General features: G+C 32.3%; 21 protein-coding genes. 17 read left to right on the forward strand and 4 right to left on the reverse strand.

Annotation, left to right across the window (positions count from 1 at the left end; all coding sequences use genetic code 11):
- Positions 1-148 precede the first annotated feature (148 nt).
- On the reverse strand, positions 149-907 hold the full coding sequence (locus Q0829_RS08390) for a helix-turn-helix domain-containing protein (protein WP_298541725.1): 759 nt from the start codon (positions 905-907) through the stop codon (positions 149-151).
- 326 nt (positions 908-1,233) lie between these two features.
- Here Q0829_RS08390 and Q0829_RS08395 point away from each other — a divergent pair, with 326 nt between their 5' ends.
- The 15 genes from Q0829_RS08395 (at position 1,234) to Q0829_RS08465 (ending at position 16,923) form a co-directional block, all read left to right on the forward strand.
- Positions 1,234-1,629, forward strand: coding sequence for a molecular chaperone Tir (locus Q0829_RS08395; RefSeq protein WP_298541726.1), 396 nt, complete (start codon positions 1,234-1,236; stop codon positions 1,627-1,629).
- Positions 1,630-1,633: 4 nt separating this feature from the next.
- A complete protein-coding gene (locus tag Q0829_RS08400) occupies positions 1,634-2,347 on the forward strand; it encodes a PspA/IM30 family protein (RefSeq protein ID WP_298541727.1) in 714 nt (237 codons plus the stop codon).
- Between the two features lie 65 nt (positions 2,348-2,412).
- A complete protein-coding gene (locus Q0829_RS08405) occupies positions 2,413-2,727 on the forward strand; it encodes a YbjQ family protein (RefSeq protein ID WP_298541728.1) in 315 nt (104 codons plus the stop codon).
- 212 nt (positions 2,728-2,939) lie between these two features.
- Positions 2,940-3,611 carry a hypothetical protein gene (locus Q0829_RS08410; RefSeq protein WP_298542787.1) on the forward strand — a complete coding sequence of 224 codons (672 nt, stop codon included), beginning with the start codon at positions 2,940-2,942 and terminating at the stop codon, positions 3,609-3,611.
- Positions 3,612-3,623: 12 nt separating this feature from the next.
- Positions 3,624-4,268 (forward strand): SPFH domain-containing protein, encoded by a 645-nt coding sequence (locus Q0829_RS08415; RefSeq protein ID WP_298541729.1) that lies wholly within the window; start codon positions 3,624-3,626, stop codon positions 4,266-4,268.
- 16 nt (positions 4,269-4,284) lie between these two features.
- A complete protein-coding gene (locus Q0829_RS08420) occupies positions 4,285-6,384 on the forward strand; it encodes a flotillin family protein (RefSeq protein ID WP_298541730.1) in 2,100 nt (699 codons plus the stop codon).
- Between the two features lie 213 nt (positions 6,385-6,597).
- Positions 6,598-6,849 (forward strand): hypothetical protein, encoded by a 252-nt coding sequence (locus Q0829_RS08425; protein WP_298541731.1) that lies wholly within the window; start codon positions 6,598-6,600, stop codon positions 6,847-6,849.
- A 2-nt stretch (positions 6,850-6,851) separates the two neighbouring features.
- Positions 6,852-7,106 (forward strand): hypothetical protein, encoded by a 255-nt coding sequence (locus Q0829_RS08430; RefSeq protein ID WP_298541732.1) that lies wholly within the window; start codon positions 6,852-6,854, stop codon positions 7,104-7,106.
- A gap of 92 nt (positions 7,107-7,198) precedes the next feature.
- Entirely contained in the window at positions 7,199-7,561 is a 363-nt protein-coding gene (locus tag Q0829_RS08435) for a DUF3592 domain-containing protein (RefSeq protein WP_298541733.1), read from the forward strand.
- 26 nt (positions 7,562-7,587) lie between these two features.
- Complete coding sequence (locus Q0829_RS08440; protein ID WP_366141987.1) at positions 7,588-7,929, forward strand: GIY-YIG nuclease family protein; 342 nt, start codon at positions 7,588-7,590, stop codon at positions 7,927-7,929.
- A gap of 87 nt (positions 7,930-8,016) precedes the next feature.
- Positions 8,017-12,972, forward strand: a complete 4,956-nt coding sequence (locus Q0829_RS08445) for a DNA repair ATPase (RefSeq protein ID WP_298541734.1) — start codon at positions 8,017-8,019, stop codon at positions 12,970-12,972.
- Between the two features lie 11 nt (positions 12,973-12,983).
- A complete protein-coding gene (locus tag Q0829_RS08450; RefSeq protein WP_298541735.1) occupies positions 12,984-13,547 on the forward strand; it encodes a hypothetical protein in 564 nt (187 codons plus the stop codon).
- A 199-nt stretch (positions 13,548-13,746) separates the two neighbouring features.
- On the forward strand, positions 13,747-15,138 hold the full coding sequence (locus tag Q0829_RS08455) for a right-handed parallel beta-helix repeat-containing protein (RefSeq protein WP_298541736.1): 1,392 nt from the start codon (positions 13,747-13,749) through the stop codon (positions 15,136-15,138).
- 149 nt (positions 15,139-15,287) lie between these two features.
- Positions 15,288-15,920 (forward strand): hypothetical protein, encoded by a 633-nt coding sequence (locus tag Q0829_RS08460; protein WP_298541737.1) that lies wholly within the window; start codon positions 15,288-15,290, stop codon positions 15,918-15,920.
- The gene (locus tag Q0829_RS08465; protein ID WP_298541738.1) at positions 15,913-16,923 is read left to right on the forward strand and encodes a hypothetical protein; all 1,011 of its coding nucleotides are present in this window, start codon (positions 15,913-15,915) and stop codon (positions 16,921-16,923) included. The genes Q0829_RS08460 and Q0829_RS08465 overlap by 8 nt, the downstream gene beginning before the upstream one ends.
- Before the next feature lie 121 nt (positions 16,924-17,044).
- On the opposite strand, the gene Q0829_RS08470 is transcribed toward Q0829_RS08465, so the two are convergent.
- A complete protein-coding gene (locus Q0829_RS08470; protein WP_298541739.1) occupies positions 17,045-20,221 on the reverse strand; it encodes a DUF5060 domain-containing protein in 3,177 nt (1,058 codons plus the stop codon).
- 338 nt (positions 20,222-20,559) lie between these two features.
- On the opposite strand from Q0829_RS08470, the gene Q0829_RS08475 reads away from it, so the two are divergent.
- Both Q0829_RS08475 and Q0829_RS08480 read left to right on the forward strand, forming a co-directional pair.
- Positions 20,560-21,048 (forward strand): MarR family transcriptional regulator, encoded by a 489-nt coding sequence (locus Q0829_RS08475; RefSeq protein ID WP_298541740.1) that lies wholly within the window; start codon positions 20,560-20,562, stop codon positions 21,046-21,048.
- Positions 21,045-21,518: a GNAT family N-acetyltransferase gene (locus Q0829_RS08480; protein WP_298541741.1), complete on the forward strand. Its 474-nt coding sequence runs from the start codon at positions 21,045-21,047 to the stop codon at positions 21,516-21,518. Before Q0829_RS08475 ends, Q0829_RS08480 begins: the two co-directional genes overlap by 4 nt.
- A 69-nt stretch (positions 21,519-21,587) precedes the next feature.
- Here the strand turns inward: Q0829_RS08480 and Q0829_RS08485 are convergent, their stop codons facing one another.
- Both Q0829_RS08485 and Q0829_RS08490 read right to left on the reverse strand, forming a co-directional pair.
- Complete coding sequence (locus tag Q0829_RS08485) at positions 21,588-22,442, reverse strand: carbohydrate-binding protein (protein WP_298541742.1); 855 nt, start codon at positions 22,440-22,442, stop codon at positions 21,588-21,590.
- Positions 22,443-22,480: 38 nt separating this feature from the next.
- The gene (locus tag Q0829_RS08490) at positions 22,481-23,296 is read right to left on the reverse strand and encodes a carbohydrate-binding protein (protein ID WP_298541743.1); all 816 of its coding nucleotides are present in this window, start codon (positions 23,294-23,296) and stop codon (positions 22,481-22,483) included.
- Between the last annotated feature and the right edge of the window lie 418 nt (positions 23,297-23,714).

Consider the following 23,714-nt stretch of genomic DNA (forward strand, 5'->3'; position numbering starts at 1 on the left):
CAAATGTATATTCCTAGGATCCTTATATATAAGTCATTCTGTCGAAAAAGGTTAAAAAAAAGATCAATTGGGTCTAATTCACTTTTAAAATGAAAAACAAAAAAAGGAGCTATTCGCTCCTTTATCATTTATTGAATGTAGAATTTGTCTAACCTAGTTTTTCTTTCATTCTAAGCAATTCTTGCTCGATCATTTGTAATTTCCCCTCCATTCCATCTGCAAATTCAGGAATACGTTTACAAAATACATATCGCACCCTCCACATTTCTTTAATTTCAGAAATAGGATATTCATCATCATCAATATTTTTATGATCTGCACGTAACACCACGCTATTCTTAGTGATATATAATCTTCTAAAAATTAACTTTGCATCAGTTAATGCAACTACCAATGTTCCATTATTTAGTTTTTTAATAACATCAGAAGGCACTTTCTCTCCGATAACAATGTCTTTAGGATAAAACCCTTGATCATGATTGGTCATTTCTAAGTTTAGAACAGTATATCCTCTAAACTCTTTAGACGGATTTACTGGTAATTGGATAGTTGGCAATTCCTTTATAAAGTTATTCTTATCATATAATGATATATACTCATTGGATGTACTCTCCGTAACACAAGGAATTAATGCAAATTGTTCTCGTTTTATATCCTGAGCATAAGTGGTAAGATCTCCCTTAAACTTCAAAAGCTCATTAACTGTGAGTTCACTGGTTAGTAATTTATCGATTTCTATGCTAAAATAATTAGCTATTTTTATTATAGTATCAATTTTAGGCTCACTTCTACCCTCTTCGTAAGCCCCTAAAGTACCACGTTTTAAGTCAAAAAGCTCAGCAAATGCTTGCTGACTTAAGCTTTTAACACTTCTAATCTTTTTAATATTTTTTCCAAAAAATGACATTTTTGCTAATTTTATTTGCAATTATAAAAATTTATTGTATTTTTACACTAACAATATTAGCTAATATATTTAATACATGCTAATTTTAGTAGAAATACTTTTCAAGAGTATATTGATTTTGGGCGAAATCATTCAGAATACTAAAAATTTTAGCAAACAACTAATTCATTAACTTAAAACAATAACATACCCATGATAGCAGTAGCAGAATATATTGCCAATTTAGCTGTCGATATAGTAGAAAAGTTATCTCACTTTTTGTAATATTGATACAAGGTCAGAAACAAGAAATAAATTACTAATTATCAATCAAAAACAACCATCACATGCAAGATCATTTCCAACGGGTGAAAGATTATTTACTGAAACTTAATTTCAACATAATTCACGAAAACAAAAAAGATGGAATTATAATGATCAGTAAAGAGAACGAAGGGATTAAAAATCTCATTCTTGGTGTAGCATTACCAATTTTAATTATAGAACAACATATTTTCAATATCAAAAACAAAAATGAACTCGTATATCGCAGTTTACTTCAGAAAAACAGAGACATCGTACATGGAGCGTTTGTTCTGGATGAAACAGGGGAAAAAGTAATCTTTAGAGATACCTTACAATTAGAAAACTTGGACCTAAATGAACTAGAAGGAACCTTAAATTCTTTAGGTCTATTATTGAGTGAATACTCGCAACAAATTATAAATTTTTCAAAATATTAATACTATGAACTTTTTCAAAAGACTATTTAAAATAGGTGAAGCTGAGGCAAATTCTGCTATCGATAAAATGGAAGATCCTATTAAAATGACAGAACAAGGGATCCGTGATATGAAAGTTGATCTCGAAAAAAGCCTGGAAGCATTAGCGCAAGTAAAAGCACTAGCTATCAGGTCTAAAAATGATACTGAAGAATTTGCTGCAAAAGCGGAAGATTATCAACAAAAAGCGATGCTAATTCTTAAAAAAGCACAAAGCGGTGATCTTGACACTGCAGAAGCGGATCGATTAGCTAAAGAAGCATTGATCAAAAAAGAAGAATCACTTCAGCATGTAACTCGTGGGAATGTCGAAACAGAAAAATTTGATGGTTCTGTATCTCAATTAGAAAAAAATGTGGAGGAGATCAAACAGAATATTAGCAAATGGGAAAATGAATTAAAAACCCTGAAAGCAAGAGTAAAAGTTTCTGCGGCCACTAAAAATGTAAATAAACAAATGGCAGAAATAGATAGTTCTAGCACAGTTTCCATGTTAGAACGAATGAAAGACAAAGTAAATCAGGAAGAAGCATTAGCAGAAGCATATGGAGATATCGCAAATGCATCAAAATCCATTGACGAGGAGTTAGATAAAGCTGCAGATATTACTAAAACCAATGCAGAAGATGATTTAGCAAAGCTAAAAGAGCAATTAGGACTGAATGACAAAAAGAAGTAGAAACAACTAATAATCAGACACTTTTAGTTCATTCAGGAAAATATTAACAAAAAAACCAAGAAATCATGGTAACATCTACGACAGAAACGATACCTAATAAAGAAGTAATTCAAATTTTAGGAATAGCAAGAGGAAGTACAGTGAGAGCAAGAAATATTGGTAGAGATGTTTTTGCAGGACTAAAAAACATAGTTGGTGGAGAAATAGAAGAGTATACAAAGTTACAAGCACAATCCAGAGAACAGGCTATGCAAAGAATGAATCAAGATGCGCAACGATTAGGAGCAGATGCAGTTATTAATGTGAGACTTATTACCTCTATGGTGATGCAGGGAGCATCGGAAATACTTGCTTATGGCACCGCTGTAAAACTTAAATAACAAGAATATGGAAATTCTATTTGTAGGACTTTTTTGGATATTTCTTATTACCTCTCTGATCTATTTCATTATTCGAAGGATTAAAGTCTACAAGACAGAAGATTTTGAAAAGAGAGACAATTAAATAATTAGTAACTAACTAAACAACTAAAACATTGAAGGAATTATTGGACATAGCTTTTTCGCAAGTAAATATGGTATTAACCATACTTATGCTCTTGTTAATTTTGTATTGGTTATTCACTATGATCTCAGGAATTGATTTTGATTTAGATGTTGATGTAGATATCGATATTGATGTTGATGCGGATGTTGATCTGGATATGGATGCTGATAGTAATATTGAAGGAGGAAATCTTGATTTTGAAGATATTGCAAATACTGAAGTAAATAAAGAAGATGTCATTGGTAAAAGAAGAAAACCACTAAAATGGTGGCAAATCCTACTGATTTATTTCAATTTTGTTGGATTACCATTTATGTTCACATTTACTTGTTGGATATTTATCTGGTGGCTCTGTACAACGATATCGACCACATTGACCAATAGTTATGATAGCAACTTTGGATTCATTTTTTTCCTTGGAGGAATTATTCCATCTCTATTAATAACTAAAGTTTTCACTACTCCATTTAAAAGCTTTTTCAAAAATTTAAATAAAGACGGTGATGCACCAATTGATTTACTTGGCAGAAAAGGAATCATACAATCCACGGTTTCTAAAGATAAAATGGGCTCAGCAGAAGTAATAGCAGATGGAAACCCAATGTCAATCTATGTAAAATCATTGAATGGTGAACAAATAGATTATCATCAAGAGATTTTAATCATTAAACAATCAGATGATAAGAACTTCTATTATGTACAATCTTATAACGATTAAAATAGACTACTAATGCCAGAACACTCGATTTCATTTATGGGTATTGCAATTAGTTTTATAATAATACTCATTACATTTTATTTTGTGATTTTTTTAAAGTGTTACAAAAAACCAAAACAAGGACAGGCAATAGTTAGATCAGGATTAGGAGGTGTTCAAATTAGTATTCATAGAGGAATTTATGTAATACCTATTTTTCATAAAATAGAATATGTTGACCTTACTATAAAAAAGGTTGAACTTGAACGCAAAGAAAACGAAGGAATTATTTGTAAAGATTTTATCAGAGCAGATATGAAAATAAGTTTTAATGTAAGAGTATTAAATACTTCTAATGATATTTTACTTGTTTCAAATATGTTTGGTTGTGAAAGAACTTTTGATGAAACTAAAATTAAACAAACATTTGAGGCTAAATTTTTTGAAGCCATAAAAACCATTGCTTTTACATATGAGTATGAGGAGCTACATCATAAAAAAAGAGAATTTAGAGATGAAATTTTGCTTCTAATAGGAACAGATCTTAATGGGTATAGTATTGAAGATTGTGTTATTGAGTATATAAAACAAACACCGATCGCATTTCTAAATCCCAATAACATATTAGATGCAAAAGGAATAAAAAAGATAAAAGAATTAACAGAAATTAACAACTAATAAACACTAAACTATTATGACAGGCATTTTACCATTTATTGGCATCGGGATAGGCTTGATTCTATTCTTAATCATTGTATACTTTGCGATCATCGCAATGTTCTACAAAAAAATACCCCAAGGACAAGCACTTGTAAGAACTGGATTCAAAGGCACACAAGTCGCAACAGATAAAGGATTATATGTCGTTCCTGTATTTCACAAAGTAGAAATCATGGATATATCTGTTAAGAAAATTCAAATCGAACGTTTAGGAGGTGATGGATTAGTCTGTAAAGACAATATGAGAGCTGATATTAAGGTAGCCTTTTTCGTTAGAGTAAATAGTGATGTAGATTCTATTAAAAAAGTAGCACAGACTATTGGTTGCGAAAGAGCTTCAGAAGTATCAACATTAGAAGAATTATTTGAAGCTAAATTTTCAGAAGCTTTAAAAACTGTTGGGAAGAAATTTCAATTCACCGAATTATATGAGGCAAGACGTGAGTTTAGAGACGAAATCGTGAATATTATTGGTACAGACCTTAATGGATACACCCTAGAAGATTGTGCTATTGATTACTTAGAACAAACACCTGTTTCATTTTTAAAAATGGACAATATATTAGATGCAGAAGGGATCAAAAAGATTACTGAATTAACCGCTGAGCAAAATATGAAAGCTAACCTTATCAAACGTGATGAGGAAAAAGTAATCCGTAAACAAGATGTAGAAGCACGCGAAGCGATTCTAGAATTAGATAAGCAATTAGCCGAAAAAGAGGAACAACAAAGACGTGAGATTTCGAATATCAAAGCTCGTGAAGAAGCAGAGATACAAAAAGTATCTGAAGAAGAAAGACTAAAATCAGAAACTGCTCGTATCTCTACAGAAGAAAAAGTAAAAGTTGCTGAAGAAAATATGCAACGTCAGATCATTGTTGCTGAGAAAAACAAACAACGTACCAATGCTGTAGAAACAGAAAGAGTAGAAAAAGACAGAATGTTAGAAGCTACAGAACGTGAACGTATCGTTACACTAGCTCAGATAGAAAAAGAGAAAGTAGTAGAAGTTGAGAAGAAAAATATCCAAGATGTAATTCGTGATCGTGTTACTTTAGAAAAAGGTGTGGTAGAAGAGCAAGAGAACATGAAAGATATTGAAGCTTTTAAAACTGCGGATCGTGAGAAGCAAGTGAAAATTACCATTGCCGAAGCAAATGCAGAAGAAGCATTAATCGCTACTATCAAAGCTGCTGAAGCTCAAAAAGAAGCTGCTAAACAAAAAGCAGAAGAAATCAATATCGAAGCTTTAGCACATAAAGAAGCCAGCGAAAAAGAAGCCGCTGCAAGAAAAACATTAGCAGAAGCACAAGCAAAAGAAGAAGCTACCATTGGTATGTCTGAGGCTCAGGTAATGCATGCAAAAGCAGAGGCTCATGAGCGTCAAGGAATTGTGGAAGCATCGATTATCGAGAAAAAAGCAAAGGCAGAGGCAGCCGGTATTTCTGCAAAAGCAGAAGCCTTAAAAGAAGAAGGTGTTGCTGAAGCTGAAGTAATCAAAGAAAAAGCACTTGCTAAAGCAATTGGTGATAAAGAAATTGCATTAGCAGAAGCAGTCGGAATCGAAGAGAAAGCTGAGGCTATGAAAAAACTAGACGGTGTCGGTAAAGAACACGAAGAATTCAAGTTGCGATTAGACAAAGAATTACAAGTAGACTTAGCTGAGATCAATATCCAAAAAGAAATTGCATACGCTCAAGCAGATGTAATCGGAGAAGCATTAAAAGCAGCTAATATTGATATCGTAGGCGGAGAAACCATGTTTTTTGATCAAATTATTGGACAAGTTACCAAAGCAAAAGGATTCGATAGACTTGTTAAGCACTCTGACACTGTAAAAGACGTAAAAGATGCAATTTTAGGAAGCGATGATATTAAAGGAAATCTTTTAGAAAAAGTAAAAGAATTTGCTACCAAATACGGAGTATCGTCAGAGGATATTAAGAATTTAACTATCGCTAATATTCTGATGGATCTAAAACAGAAATCAACTAATCAAGACGAAAATGATCTGTTTAGCAATCTGTTTAATCTAGCAAAAGGTTTAGGTTTATCTGATCAAAAATTGAAGTAACATTCAAAAAAAATCTCCTCCTTTTTTAAGGAGGAGAATGAATTCCGCAAAGCGGAAAAAAAAGGTGGTTAGAAACCCACAATACTTTATGAATACAATCATAAATACATTTTTAGACCCATAAAAGTCAATCCCTGAAAGTCTTGAACTCTCTTTGGGGTAGTGAGTGACTGACTAGATGGGATTTGTTTAACTTTTAAATACGGTTTAATTATGAGCATAGCAGCCATGGTAGCTTCGATTAAATTTAATGATCGAAGAAATAAAAGAGACGCTTTTAGCACTATAACTGGAACTACAGATACCAAAAGTCAAGGAATCAAAATAGAACCAGTTTCTGAAGAGACATTACAAGAAATAAGAGATAAGCTTAAGAAACAAAGAGTAAAACTTTTTAAAAAGCGATTCATAGTCTCAGCAGGTTTGATAGTTCTGATTACCACCTTAATCATATACATCGCATAATTATGGGAGGATATGGTCATAACTTAAGTAATCTTCTAAAAAATAGTAGAAGACAGGAGCGAAAAGCCTATGATGGATGGACAGAAAGTGATGAAGAGAGTCAGGGTGTAAAGATAGAACCGGTTTCTGAAGAAATATTACAAGAAATCAGAGATAAACTAAAAAAGCAAAGACATGGATTGTTAAAACGAAGATTTATTGGTTTTGGATTAGTAATCAGTTTTATTCTGGCAGTAATAGTATATAGTACATTTTGAATTATAAATTAAGGTTTCCTCTTCCTTGAGTGAGAAGGAACTTCTGAGTTAGCTAGGAATCTTTTTCGGTTTTAATTTTAATAGAAAGAATTATGAATAAAAAATTTATAGGATTAATCGCAGTATTATTAGTTGCAGTGGGAGTACTAGCATTCAACAATCATTATAAAAAAGAAGGATTGGTGAAAAATGGTGTTGTCACTACAGCGGTTATAGAAAAAATTTCAAGGAACAAAATTGATAATGAATTCTCACCTACCGTAGAGAATATTCATATCAAATACTCTTATACTATTGATTCAAAAGAATATAAAAAAACACAAGAAATTTCGAAACATGAACATGACTTATATTTTGCGAAAACAGGAAAAGTAGGAGATTCTTTAAAAATCATCTATGACTCAGAAAAACCGACTAATTCTAGAATTGAGAAACTAAAATCCTTGTCAAACTGAGCTTGTCGAAGTCACTATGAAAAACTATGATGAAATTATATTATGTCTATATAATCGAATGCAAAGACAATTCCTTCTACATTGGAATTACTAATAACCTGAAAAGAAGAATTTATGAACATAATATTGGGTTGAAAGAAGATTCATATACCTTCAAAAAAAGACCTGTAAGTTTAAAGTGGTTTGAAACTTTTGCTGACCCAAATGAAGCAATTAAAATTGAAAAACAATTAAAAGGTTGGAGCAGAAGAAAGAAAATAGCATTGATTGAAGAAAATTGGGATAAGTTAATTGAGTATTCTAAGAACTATACTCAGTTTGGAAATGAAATTGACAACATTGATATGTCTTCGACAGGCTCAGACTGACACCTGAACAAATAACTAAAACTAATTGTCAGACTGAGCTTGTCGAAGTCATTATGAAAACAAAAGGAAAATTCGGCTTAACAAACTATGGAAGAAACCAACAAGAACGACATACAACTAGACGGGGGAACCTATGAGATCATCCAAAAACGTTTGCAAAAACAAAAAGGTGAACTCCAAAACCGTCTTACACAACTAAATGATGCACGAAAAGAAGTTTTTGGTAGTGTAGAAACCAAACTTATTGCCAATAATCGTATCAACACTGAAAATAACTGTATTGCACGAGATATTGTAACTATTGGTGATTTTTGCCTTTTTGGGTATAATGTTCATTTCGGATTACGAACAGAAATAAAACTCGATGATGTATTCAGTATTTATACATATGCTGATGATCATTTTGTAAATAAAAAATTAGACCTCATCAATGATCCTGTTTTTATTGATGACTTTACGAATCTATATAAATATTACAGAAATACGATCTTTTCTAAATTCGCTATTGTTGGTAATTACCTGCACATGGTATTTCAGCTCAGTGAAAGTGTTTCTGACATTAAAACCTTCAAATGGTTAATAAATGAAGGAAGCCTTAGCTATATAGATAATCGTAGTGAACATGAATTTAAGTTTCCAAAACAATATGAATTCGAATGGATCGAAGTCACTCGTGATATGCATCGTTATGGCACACATCCTCATATTTCTATTTTGGATAAAGTTTTTGTAGAAACAGTAGGTGGCGATTTAACCATAAAAATCGAGGATAATACTGATGACGGAAAAGGAATATACGACGAAGCTGTAGAACAAGTAGATCAGACACTAGATGATGGTCAATATCGATATGCAAATCTTGGTAACCTCATCGCTTTAGAAATCAAACCTTTTCAAGAAGCTCCAAGGTATTTCGTGTATAATCATAAAGTGCAAGAGGTTAAAAAAATTGAGTGTATTAAAGATGCCTGTGTCCTTTTACCAGATGATCAAGGAATCATATACCCTAATGGATACTATCTGCAATCCGGAGAGGTAAAACTATTTACCAATGAGATTTCTGATGTTAAATTTCAAGAGAAAATTAGCTCACCTAATGGAGAAGACTTCTTATATGTATTTTATGAAAGTGAAAAAGGATTATATACGTTGATGTCCTACAATGTCATTGAACAAGAAGTAAAAACCCCAATTGTTTGTAATGGATTTACCATTTTAGCCGGTGGAGAACTTTGTTATTTCAAGACAGAAGATGAACAAACTAAGCATCACGTTATTCAGATATGGCAAACTCCTTTCTTAAAAGGGAACGAGATCCCTTCAGAACATACGGATACTTTATTATATAAAATTGGTAATAAAGATATCGTAAAAGCAATGGCCGAATGTCATGCCCTTATAACACTGCTTAACAAAGAAGATAATTATGATGGATTATACGATGATCTTGCCAAATCTTCTAGTGATATAATTGATAGTTACTATTGGATTAGAGAAGAAGACACCTGTCGCTTAGATATACCTTTAGGAGAAATAAGTAATGCTGCTAATGCTGCTATTGATGAGTTTGAGAAAGTAGTTCAACTGCGCAGAACCGCTACCAATGTTACCAAAGAAACTAAAGAAGCTGCAGAAAGCATATTTAATAAAATAAAAAGCAGCTCATTTCGGTCTATTGACGATTTTGTTCAAGTACTATCCCAACTCAGAACGCTACGTGGTGAAGTTATTGGTTTAAATGATATACGATACATTGATAAACAGTTTATCACCGATCTTGAAAATGAAATCGCAGAACAAACCGAAAAAATTTCGCAACGTTGTGTACAATTCTTATTAGATGATAAGGCACTACTGCCCTATCACGCTCGAGTAGAAGAAAAACAGCAGGAGCTGGAAGCTATTAAAAAAGTAATAGAAGCTAAAAAACTAGAAGACGAAGTCAATCAGATTGCAAAAGATTTAGAAATGTTGATTGATATTGTTTCTAATCTTCAGATTGAAGACACCTCTCATTCTACTAAGATCATTGATAATATATCTTTGATTTTTGCAACGATTAATCAGCTAAAAGCTGGAATTAAAAACAAAATAAAATCCCTTGGCAGTAAAGAAGCTAATGCTGAATTTGCTGCACAATTGAAATTAGTTGATCAGAGTATTATCAACTATCTTGATATTGCCAATACTCCAGAAAAAACAGATGAATTATTGAATAAAGTATCGGTTCAATTAGAGGATCTGGAAGGTAGATTTGCGGATTTCGAAGAGTTCATTACACTGATCATAGAAAAGCGAGAAGAGGTTTATAACGCTTTTGAGGCTAGAAAAAACAGCTTGATTGAGGCAAGGAATAAAAAAGCCGTTGCTCTCGAAAACGCAGCAGGTCGAATATTAAAAGGAGTTACTAAAAAGGCATTAAGCTTTGATTCTGTCGCCGATATCAATGGGTATTTTGCATCTGATCTAATGATTAATAAGCTTAGGGATATCATTGCTAATTTAATGGAATTGGATGATGCTGGTAAAGCTGAGACTATTGAAACTGCATTAAAAGTTGCTAAAGAAGATGCAACTCGTAAGCTAAAAGACAAACAAGATCTCTATGAAGATGGTGAGAATATCATTAAATTAGGAAAACATAAGTTTGGTGTAAATAAACAACCATTAGACCTAACCATTGTTTACAAAGACAATACATTACAATACCATCTTACCGGAACCGATTTCTATCAGGAAATTGAAAACGAAATATTACTAAAATCAAAAAAATACTGGGATCAAGAACTAATTTCTGAAAACCAGGAAATATATCGTGCAGCCTATTTAGCATATAAAATATTTATCAATTACAACAATAAAAACAGTCATCCCGAGGGGAGTCGAGGGACATCTAACAACTTCTCGACTCCGCTCGAAGTGACAGATAACAAAGACTTCGACAAACTCAGTCTGACAATGATGAATGAAAATCAGCTCCTAGAACTCATAAAATCGGAAAGTAGTAAAAACTATGCTGAAGGATATGTAAAAGGAGTTCATGATGTAGATGCTGCTACAATGCTAAAGGTTTTAGTGAGTAAAGATCACGATCTTGGGTTATTACGTTATGACTCACTCTCTAGATCCTATGCACAATACTTTTGGAGTAGTTTAGATACAGAAAAGAAAACATATTGGAATAATACCATAAAAGCATCAGGAGAAGTTTTAGAAATTTTCTCGGATAGTACGGAGTATCAAACAATACTTTCTGATTTAGCAAAAGAGATTTCTACTTTCGCGGAAACGCAAAAGCTTTTTGACAAAAAATATAGTAACACCATTAGCAATTACCTTTTTACCGAATTACAAACAGATGATGTGTTTTGTATCAGTCAAACTGCAAATGAATTACACGATTTATTTCTTGCCGAATTGGAAAAGAAAAAAGTAATTAGCAAGTTTAAGAAATCTATAGAGCCTACTGCCGGAAAGAGTCAAAAAGATCTAATACGTTTAACATTGCAATGGGTAACTGCTTTTCTGAAAGCACATCATCCAAAAGAGATAGAATATGCGCAGGAAATTGTATGTGTTTTATTATATAAAAAGGAATCAGTTTCAGAAGTAATTCACGTAAATCCTTCACAAATCATTGAAGGATTGAAAGGGAGTCATCCTACTATCAATGAAACTAATTTTGAATTTAATTATCATCATTTTATTACTCGATTATCAGAATTTTCAGATATAGAAGTTCCTGCATACTCAGCATATCGAGAAGCAAAACATGCAGTAACTGAATCCTTAAAAGAGGATCTTAAACTCGAAGAATTTAAACCAAGAGTTTTATCTTCTTTTGTACGTAATAAGCTAATTGATCAAGTCTACTTACCTTTATTTGGAGATAATCTTTCTAAGCAACTAGGAAGCGTTGGAGACAATAAACGTACAGATAGAATGGGTATGCTTTTACTGATCTCTCCACCTGGATATGGTAAAACAACTTTGATGGAATATATGGCTAACCGTTTAGGATTGGTATTTATGAAAATCAATGGCCCAGCGATTGGTCATGAAGTTACTTCAGTCGATCCAATGGCTGCTACTAATTCTGCTGCTCGCGAAGAACTAAAGAAATTAAATTTAGCTTTTGAAATGGGGAATAATGTAATGTTATACCTAGATGATATTCAGCATTGTAATCCAGAGTTTTTACAGAAATTTATTTCGCTAGCCGATGGTACCCGTAAGATTGAAGGAATTTATAACGGAAAACCCAAAACATATGATCTACGAAGTAAGAAATTCTGTGTGATAATGGCTGGGAATCCATATACCGAAAGTGGAGATAAGTTTCAGATTCCTGATATGTTAGCCAATAGAGCCGATATATACAATCTTGGTGATATTATTGGTGACACATCGGATTTATTCAAACTAAGTTTGATAGAAAATGCTTTGACTTCTAATCCTGTATTACACCAGTTAAGCAGTAAATATTTTGAAGATATTTATGGATTAATTGAAATGGTAGAATCCGGTACTCAGGAAGGCATAGAATTAAAAGGAAATCACACGAAACAAGAGATACAAGATTATCTAGCGGTGCTAGAAAAAGTAGTAACTATTCGCAATACAGTGATGCAAGTAAATGCTACCTATATACAATCTGCAGCAATGGAAGATTCATATCGTACAGAACCTTCATTTAAATTACAAGGATCTTATCGTGATATGAGTAAATTGGTCGCTAAAGTAGTTCCGATTATGAATGAGAAAGAATTACAAACCTTACTCCTATCGCATTATGAAAACGAGTCTCAAACATTAACAAGTGCTGCAGAAGCAAACCTTCTTAAGTACAAAGAACTGACAAACACCATTGCTGACGAAGAAACTATACGTTGGGAAACGATCAAAGAAACTTTTATTAAGAACAATAAGCTAAAAGGTTTTGGTAATAAAAACGAAATGGCACAAGTATTGGCTCAAATGATGCAGTTTAGTGAACATTTATCAGGAATTCAAGAAGTATTGAAAAAAGGGTTAGATAAGTAATAGTAAGAAAAATGAAAAAATCCCACAGCTTTGTAATTTTATGTCTATGTGTTTTTTCTCTTAGTAATTGTTCAAGAAGCAACAACAGACAATTAGTTCAAGATTATTACAATCAATTAAATCAAAGTAACTATATAGAATTATCGAAACTTATTGGAGACAGCATAACCATCAGTGAAGGAGACTATAATATGAATTATTCTAAAGACGATTATTATAAATTTTTTCAATGGGATTCGGTTTTCTCTCCAAAATATGAACTATTAGAAATTAAAGAAATTGACAACAAAGTAGCGATTAGAGTTTCTAAAACATGTACGAGAATTAAATTTCTAAATGAAAAACCTATCATCTCCAAAGAAGTAATTGAAATAAAGAATCAAAAAATTTCTAAAATAAAAAATATAGAAATGGACTCTGATTTTAAGCTTTGGAATCTTACGAAAAATGATATGATAACTTGGATCAAAAAAAATCATCCTAAGCTAGACGGTTTTATATATGACCAGACTAAAAACGGTGCTCAAAACTACTTAAAAGCGATAGCTTTATATAAGAAATTTAGTAAGCATTGAATAATTCTGTTAGGAAAAACTACATAAATTTAAAAGCATTTTTCTAAAGTCGATTTTATATAAAATCTAATCAAAAGGCAAAAATCCTTTAAAAATCATTTTTTTTACAAAACAATAAACTAAAAAAACAGTTATTGGATAAAATAGATTATATTATTTAAAATAAATAACATCAAACATTTTTTATTAAAAATCTAAAATGAAGAATCTATCAAATGCTATACTTGTCCTGGCTTTTATTTTCATTTCTTCTTGTAGTAATGAAAGTTTAAACACTACCGATGGAGTTTCCGAATACAGCGCAGATCCAGAAAACTTAGATGAAAATGGCTTGCCAATAATTGTATTTGATGTTCAGTTACCTACAATACCTGATAACTCAGAATACACTATCGATTTAGATCGATGGGATATTCCTAATAATCGTACTGATGCTATTAAAACTACAGCTAATCTGCAAGCAGCAATTGATTGGGCACATCAGGAGGGATATAACAGAGTTATATTACCAGAAGGAACATACTTAGTTGGTGAAGAAATCAATGATATATATCAAGGAGGCATTGAAATACACGGGGATACTGAATTTATATTCGGAGCAGGAGCTATTCTGGAAATGGCGACTAACAATAAATGGAATTATTGCGTAATTAGTCTAAATGGAGATAATATAACTATTCGTGATGGTATAATCAGAGGAGATCGAAATACCCATATTTTCACACCGCGAGATTCTGATGGAAATATTGCGCATGATGAAGGTCATGGAATCTGTATCTGGAATGAAAATAATCGTGTACTTATCGAGAATATGGAAATTCAGGATCTAACAGGCGATGGCTCTTTAGTGTTAGATGCTAATGATGTTACGTTCCTTAATAACGATATTTATAATAATAGACGTCAAGGTATTTCTATTGTAGGTGGCAAACGCATAGAAATAAGAGACAACGAAATACATCATATTAATGGAACAGCTCCTCAATTTGGAGTTGATATAGAAGGGCCTGGACGTGTTGATGAAGATATACTCATACAGAACAATTATTTTCATCATAATTCCGGTGGAGATATTGTTAATACTAGTGGTGAAAACGTATACATATTAGAAAATACAATGGAACAGGGTGAAGGCAATACATATGTAGATGGTCCGCTAGTTAGTTGGCATAAAACCCATAATATTATTGCCAGAAATACTATTACTATGCTTTCGGGTTCTGTTAATGGTAGATTGGGATATATTCAATATTCTAGTGGAGGTGATAAAGGTCACAACAGAGCTACTTTTGTACACGATAATGTCTGTAATAATTGTGGAATGTATATGTACAAAAGTTCTGATGCAGATGTTCGTAGGAATAAGTTTTTAGGTTACTTTTTAGCCTTTAGTGATTTTGAAAATGCTATACTAATAGACAATTTAGTTACATACTCAGATGCACATCCAAACCTTAGATTTTGTTGGTCATACCGTTTTGAAAATGTAACAGGAATGGCTGAAGGAAATTATTTAGGAGATACTTTAGAAGAAATCCCCTTGTCAGAGGTTGAACCATACTCGTTACAGTGTGTAATCGATGGTTGGTAAAACATATTGATAAACCTAAATGATCTTTTTAACAAAAATCGCACAGTTGTAAGAAGCTATAACTTTAATTATAAAGTTTAGTGATTATATAGGGCTAAGATTAAATCATAGATAAACTTCAAGACCTTTTCATCAAAACAAATTTATCATTGAAAATAGCATATCACAATTTGATATTAAATAGGAACGTAGAATATTTCCATAATCCCTTTGGAGGTATTAGTGATGAAGAATTAATAGAGGTGATTGACCCTAAATATTCTTTTGAGGAATTGACCGAAACATTAAATCAAAACAAACCAATTATCGTACAATTTGTTGGAAAAAAGGGAAGAGGAAAAACTATTCATTTAAGAGCTTTATACCAATTAGCATCTAATTCCAAAATATATATTTTAGATCGAAACAATCATAGAAACATCACAAATCCAGATAACTTAAACATATTCATTGATAGTGTACACCATATCCCTTTAAGAAAGAGATTACAACTATGGAGACAAACCAACACTTCTTATGTGATTACTACGCATTTTCCTCGTAATTTGGAATTCTTTTTTTGTAAAAGAAAATACAAAACTTTTTATTTTAATGAAATAACTTCAGAAAAACTGGAAGTTATTATAAAAAAAAGAGTCTCGAAATTTTCTTATTTAAAGTATGAAGATGTTGTTGTAGATCAGGATATTTTAAATCAACTAATCAAAAAATTCGACGATAACATTAGAGCAACGCTAAATTTCTTGTATGATCAATTTAAAGCTGTAAATCATTATGGATGAAATTATCCAAGTCTTTTATCAATTCTCAAATAAAACCGGTTTCTTAATTGCTAACAATACTACTAAGGCTAAAATATCTATAATCTGTAATCAGCCCATAAGCTTCTCTTCCGTTAATTTTCATTTACGATATGACATTAAAGGAAAATTAAATGTAGGGTCGAAAACCCCTTTATCAATACAGTTAGATAATAATAAAAACTGGGTTCACGATAATACTCAAGAGTATGAAATCGAATTTAAAACACCTAATACACCCATATCATTCTCTGGAGAAAATTTAGAAATTGTGTGGTATTTAATTGTGGAAGTTATTGTTGATGATCGAACTAAATCACAAATAAGAAGTCAATTATTAAGACAGACAAAACTGATTAGTCTTGCAAAAACATATAATGGAAAGATTATTACTAAACATCCTATTAAAGTTCGAAATATTGATTGCGATTATCAAATAGTGAATTTTGAGGAAATAAGTTATCAGAGAATTCATATTCCATTATTGTTCAGTGGTTTTATTCTAGCTACAGATGTCTTATTATACTTATCAGGATCCTATCATATAATTATATCATCGATTGCTGCAATACTTAGTATAGGGTTACTAGGATATGCTTTATATAAATATATTACAATTGGATTATTAGGAGAAGTAAGGTTGGTAGGAGAATATATAGATGAAAAAAAATTCAGAATATGTGTGACCCCAAAAAAGAACCTGAAAACAATTATAGGCATTAAATTATTTTATACAATAACCGAAGAGGTAATTGATAATCGAGGAAGCTCTTCGACCACTTTAAAGGAGAAAATATTTGAATCAAAAGATTATAGCTGTATCGTATTTAAAAATAAAATTTGTTCAGAAATAAATTATCCTAAAGAAGAGTATCCTACTTTTTTTAAATACGATACAGCCAGAATATTTTGGCAATTACACTTAAAATTTCAATTTAAAAATGGTTTATCTTATACTGTAAACCACGAATTTAAGGTGTTTTAAAAACCGAAGGGTTTATAGTGAACCGGGGATATTATAAAAAATGGGATGGAAATAACACCAAATCATTTCAACCCCATTTCAAATAATAAATTTATCTCTTAGAAAACAAGCACTAAGAAACTTATCTTTTAATAAACTTTAATGTATTCTGATCTTTTCCATTTCTAATTATCATAAAATACACTCCAGAAGGAATTCCTGATATATCAATAACATTATTTTCGGATTCTGAAATAGTTATAGAAGACATTACTTTTCTTCCTGTCATATCATAAACTGAACCAGTTCCAGTGGTTAGCCCTTTTACGTTTATAAAATTTTCAGCAGGATTTGGATATAAACTGAATTTCTTAATATCAAAATCATCCACAGAAAGGGCACAATCAACCAAAACTTCATCCGGTCCTGTTCCCGTAGGTTTAGTATAAGTTTGCGACAATACAAACTTATCCATCTCTACTCCATCTTCTCTCATAGAAAAAGAAATCGTATGTATTCCAGCAGAAGGAACATCTATATATATTAGTTCAGCTTCTCCGCAATGGTTCGCATTAGTTCTTTGTTTACTTTCCCAAGTCCATTGATTCTTACCTGCACACCACTGCATTCGTTGTCCTGATGCTGGCCAAGTACCATCGATTCCCACATGAATTCCATTATCTTCGGATCCCGTGGAATATAATCGTACCCATACAAAATACCTTCCAGGAGTCGTAAATTTCACTTTATAATCTAAAATACCAACAACACCAGGTGTATTAGAAAAGCTTTCTCCGTTTACTAGCGGATCATCATGAGTAACTCTAGTATCGGGTAATATTTCTAGATATCCATCACCACTTGCAGACGCATGATGACTTGGGTCTGGATCTGGTGTTGGCGTAGCAACAGTTCCATCTTGGAAATACCATTTTCTCTTTTCAGTTTTTGACTGACCTTCAAAATGCTCCGCCTCTACTGCAACGATTCCATTTTCTTCTAAAGCAACACAAGCATTATTTCCGTCTCCTCCGTCTCCACCATCATTGCAATCTAATTCTAAAATAAGTTTTGGGGCATTTGAACCTTCTTTAGACGAAAAAGAGACATCATTCCCACCTGCTTGCTTCACTACTAAAGAAACTGTTTCTCCTGCACTAATTCCAGATAAGTCCCATTCATATAATTGACCTTCGGTATATGTTGTGTTTAAAGAACCAAGTAGCGAACCTTCTCCTGGTTTATTATTATCAGACAGATTACTTTCTGTCCAATTGTTAGAAGTTCCTCTATATACTTCGATAAGTCCATTACCTCCATCTGTGCTAACAGACATTTGTAACTTTACTCCAGTTATCGTTTCTGTTGGAGTAGGAACAACAAATTGTAAATAAGATATTCTATTTCCGCTTTCCACTCGTAACTCTGAGGAGTTAAATAAGGTAGCTCCTTGTAGATAAGCATCTTGAACAGCCACAACATTTTGCGTATTGGTACAATCTGTTCCATCCGATTCTCCTTTAATTAAAGCCACCCAATCATTAGTATCTGGTGCAACTATAGTATTAGACACAGCAGTTGCGCTACTTAAACTTCCTCCAGATCTTGGGTTATACCACTGTACTTGCCAAGTTCCGGAAGGCAAATCGATATTTGTAGATCCACCATCTGGAAGATATATTGCATATATTTCTCCAGGTTTAGCCAAAACATAATCGTTTGCAGATGTTATACCATCAGAGGATACCATATCTACTAAATCTTCTTGTAAATAAGATTCAAAGAAATTTAGTGCATGACTCGCATGAGAATATTTAACATCTCTCGATCTGTGATTTTGAGCGGTTAAATCTGTTTCTCCTGTTTGATAACCATAATAATATTCTACTCCGGTACCTCCAGCCATAAGAGTGCCCCACAATACTTTATCGCGAACTAGTTTATCTTCTTTACCGTCTTGATCAACGCCTATATTTGCGCTTCCTTGTTCATCATTGGCAACAACCCATTTTTTTCCTGCATTTCTTGATTTCTCCAACCATCTTCTTACATCATTATGAACTTTATTTTTATCGGTCTGAATGGATGCTCCGGTAAGTTCAGAATTAGTTCCTAATAAGGGATCATATCGTTGATCTTGTTGACCAGGATACGTATGTAAAACAATATGATTATCATATGGATCTACATCTTTAATATAAGAAGCAATGGATTTTGTTACATTATCTGGCAAGGTGGTTTCTTCTGTAATATTCCAATTTAATGCCAGATGGTGTCCAAAACGAGCAATTAACTCACGGTAATAAAGTTTACGTTGTCTCCCATTGGTATTATCGTCCATGATATTATCATTTTCGGTTTCCAATGTTTTAAAATGTAGAAATACACCTTTTTTATCCGCGTATTCAAATATCTTCTCCCATTGGGCCATTTTGGAGATATCAAAACGATCTTTATGAACTCCTTGATTCCATTGTTGACCATCATTGTATCCATTATAAACATTTTCTGAAACTTTTATCAAGTGAGGGAAAACATTCTCATCATCTCCGTGAAGACTTAATGTTAAGAAAGAAAAGGCATTTAATCCTTTAGTAGAAAGATAATTAACCACACCTAAAAGCTCAGTTCCTTGTCCATTCTTCCAAGTATATTCGCCAGCATCACCGGCATCGTAATCCTGCTGATGTGGATTCCAATCTTTTCTTCTACCTCCACGATTTGGCGTATTATCAAAATCGTTATATGCCAATGTGTTTTCTGGAGCATCTGCTCCGGCTTTCACAAACCACGGACCGTTTGGACTCTTAGGGTCCGTACCTGAATGCTGTAGGTAATGTTCCCCAACATATTGGAGTTTTCCTTTATCTTTTGATCTAAAATCTCTTCCAGATTTATCAGATTCTTCTACAATAAATGATCCTGAGGAACCATCCATAAATCCAGCGCTAGAACCTCCACCATTAATAGCGACATCATTACCAGAAGTAAAAGCCGCTGACCAATTCCAGCTTCCTATTTTTCCTGGAGTAAAATGTACTTGCCATATATTACCTGAATCACAGCTAGAATCTGCAGCATCATTGCACCCTGCATAAAATCCTGGAACTATATAAGAAAGGGTTCCATTAGTAAAAGTAACTTCTAATCTATAATCCGAAAAAGGATTTGGGTTCGCTGTCTCTGAAGTTTCTGGTCCTTCGAAAGATAAAGTAATTTTATGCCAACGTTTTAATTCTCCTTCTGGAGTCTGTGCTGCCGCAAAAGAGGCTACTATTAGCAATACTACTAAAAGTTTTAATCGAGTTAAAAAGATCATGTGTGGTTAATTTAATATTGAGTTGAGTTTATTCTAAAAAATAATAGAAAAAAGTCTATCGTTTTTAGTAATGAGTTCGGTTATATTCTAAAAAAGTGTAATTTAATTACAACGGAACTCAAAGCTACATAGTGCCTTAAAATACATTTAAATAGTATTCGTAAAAAAGAGAGTGATATTCGCAAGCACTTAACTAGCATTCGATTAAGACCTGTAATTCATCAAGTTTTACAAAAATCACGGTTATATTTCATTCTATCCTATCTAGAAAAGATAGCTTATACTTTTAAAGTTTAAAAAAAATACTTATTTTTACATAAGTACTTATATAAATACTTATGCAAGATAAATTACAAGAATTTGGAGAGTTGGGTTTAGGCTCTAGATTAAATAGATTAAGTGAATATCTAATGAAAGAAACTCAACTCCTATATACCACATTAAAAATAGATTTTGACCCATATCTATTTCCTATTTTTAAAATTATAGCAGACAAAAAAAACTCTACCACTTCAGAAATACAAGAACAATTACAATACACTCAACCTGCTATTACGCAAGCCTTAAAAAAACTTCTAACTAAAGAATTAATTAAGTTTGAAGTAGATAAAACTGATAAAAGAAAAAAACTTTTTCAACTATCTAGTAAAGGAAAAAAAACACATAAACAATTGGTTCCCGTTTGGGAAGCAATAGATAAACAAGTAAAATGGCTTACAGAAGGTTCTTCAACAAGTTTAACGCGTCATTTAACTTATATGGAAAATCAATTCAAAGAAAAAGCACTTAGCAAACGTATACTAGAAAACCTAAAAGAACGACTATGAACTCTATCGAACAAATAAAAATCATCCCTTTTGATCCAAAATATGCAAAAGATTTTGCTGACCTTAATATAGAATGGCTAGAAAAATATTTTGTAGTAGAACCACACGACATAGATCTACTGGAACGATGTGAAGAAACGATTATCAATAAAGGTGGTCATATTTTCTTTGCTAAATCAGAAGATGAAATTGCAGGTACATTTTCTCTTATCAAAATAGAAGAAGGAATCTATGAATTAGGAAAAATGGCTGTGTCTCCAAAATTTCAAGGACAAAGCATTGGGCAAAGATTAATGTCCTTTTGTATAGACTTTGCTCAAGATCAGAACTGGACTAAGCTAATTTTATACTCTAACAAAATCCTAGAAAATGCTATACATATTTACAGAAAATATGGTTTTGTAGAAATTGATCTTGAAAAAGACTCTCCTTACCTACGAAGTAATATCAAAATGGAGTTATCACTTTAACTAAAAATTAAAGTCCGCCATACAAACACACATGTAAGGCGGACTTCTCCATTAAATAAACGTCTTTATTTAATTGTAAGAATTTATAGTTACTGTATAATTCTTACCATAATTATTATCCCAGTACTCATTTCCATTTACTCTATAAACTACCGCATATTCTAATTCATTAACCGAGGTATCCAATCTGGCATTACCTTGCCATCTTTCAATCCCAAAATTATTAGGACTCTGAATATAATACAACGGTCCATTTGTCCAGGTTTGTCTGTATGTAAGTGGCACATATGATTGTGTTTGCCATCCATCAGAAGAGTACACGACCCCAACTTCTTTAGTAGGGGCTAGATTTCTTACGTCTACAGTGATATTAAATGTGTTTTTATCGTCATAAGGAAAGTAAGACAAACTTACAAAATCAGTATCTGCACTAACTTGAAGGCTTTGATCAGCAAAAAGAGATCCCTCTGATCGAGACATTGCATAATTAGTCCCATTATTATTATCCCAATAAGTGATCCCGTCTACCTCATACTTTACCACGAACTCATCTGCATAAATACGATCAATACTATAACCTCCATTAGTATATTCTACTGTCCAAATTTCATTTTGCCCGTCATTGACACTTTGGCTATATGATAAGGGTATTTCATCCCAATTTCCATCTAATCTCTGATGATAAATACTTACGCTTTTATCGTATGCAAGATTTGCAACTTTAACAGTAAACTTTCTAGTATACCCTTGATACCCTCTATATGAACTATATGTCGTCCAAGCTTTGAGAAGACTTACTGGATTTGAGCTTTTAGCAGTGACTTCAGTTATAGTGATTTCTGCCTCTTGATTTTCAATAAAATCGTCTTCTGTGCTACAGGATAGCACCAATAAACTTATAAATAAATAAAAATACTTCTTCATTGTTGTTAGTGATTTGTGATTGTTTAATTATCTGATTGTTAATATATAATCTTATTTAAAGTATAGTTCTTTCCATAATTATTATCCCAATACTCTTGTCCGTCTATTCTGTACACAATAGCAAAATCTATGGATTGCACTTCATCAGCCACTCTTATGGATGTATTATACACGTCGACATCAAATTGATTAGGGCTCATAATATAATGAGCATACCCGACTCTAAAGTATCTTTGATATGTTAAGGGTACTGTATTTTTTGTTACCCAACCATCCGTAGTATAAACCACCTCTAGAGTAGCCGGAGTACCGTAATTACGTGTCGCATTAACATTGATAGCAAACGATGAACCGGTAGATCTTGTAAAACTATTGTTTAATTCTACTTTTATTTCTGGTGATAAATATCCTCCTACATTTACCAGCATACTATAGTTCTTACCGTTATTATTATCCCAATACGTTTCTCCATTCACGGTGTACTTTACTACGAATTCGTCACTATAGATCTCATAATCCGGAGTAACCTCTCCTACCCAGATCTCTTCATCATTATCAATTGCTTGTTCGAATGTTAATGGTATATCCACCCAATTTCCATTAAAAGTTGCGTGATGGATTACAACCTCTTTTTGGTACGCTAAGTTTTTAACTTTTACTTTAAATTTTCTCTGGTAATTAATATGTACAGGACTACTTCTATTCGCGGTCCAAGCGCTTAATAATTTTACATTTTCAGAACTAGTTTTTGCTGATAGTTCGATTGATTTCATTTCAGAATCCAAATTGTCTACATCTGATGTACAAGAAAATAGACCCAGGATCACACTAAGTACTAAATAAATTTTTCTCATGATTTTGGTTTTTGTTTTAAGATGTTAGTTGTAAAAAATTACTTTTCGAAAAGTTTAGTTCTATAGCTTTATAGCTACTATGAAGTAAGAGAAGAAAAAATCTCCCGACAATTGCGAGAGGTGTATTTAACAATTATTTTAACGAAAAACGTTTTCGTTAAATTAAAAATTTAACATTTTATTAAGATGTCATTTTTGCAATTATAAAGTTTAATAATTTTGATGTTTTTTAATAAGAAAACTCTTCTGTACGGCGAAAATATTTCGTCATACATTTCGAAAATATTTAGTGTAATATTTCGCAAATTTGGCTAATACGAAAACAAAACAAGATTTGTAGTGAGATAAAAAAAGTGAAACATCATCAAAACACACCTCTCCTTAAATCCTTGTTACATTTCGACAAACTCAATTATCT

The organism is uncultured Aquimarina sp., from assembly GCF_947492405.1.
In the GTDB taxonomy this organism is placed as follows: domain Bacteria; phylum Bacteroidota; class Bacteroidia; order Flavobacteriales; family Flavobacteriaceae; genus Aquimarina.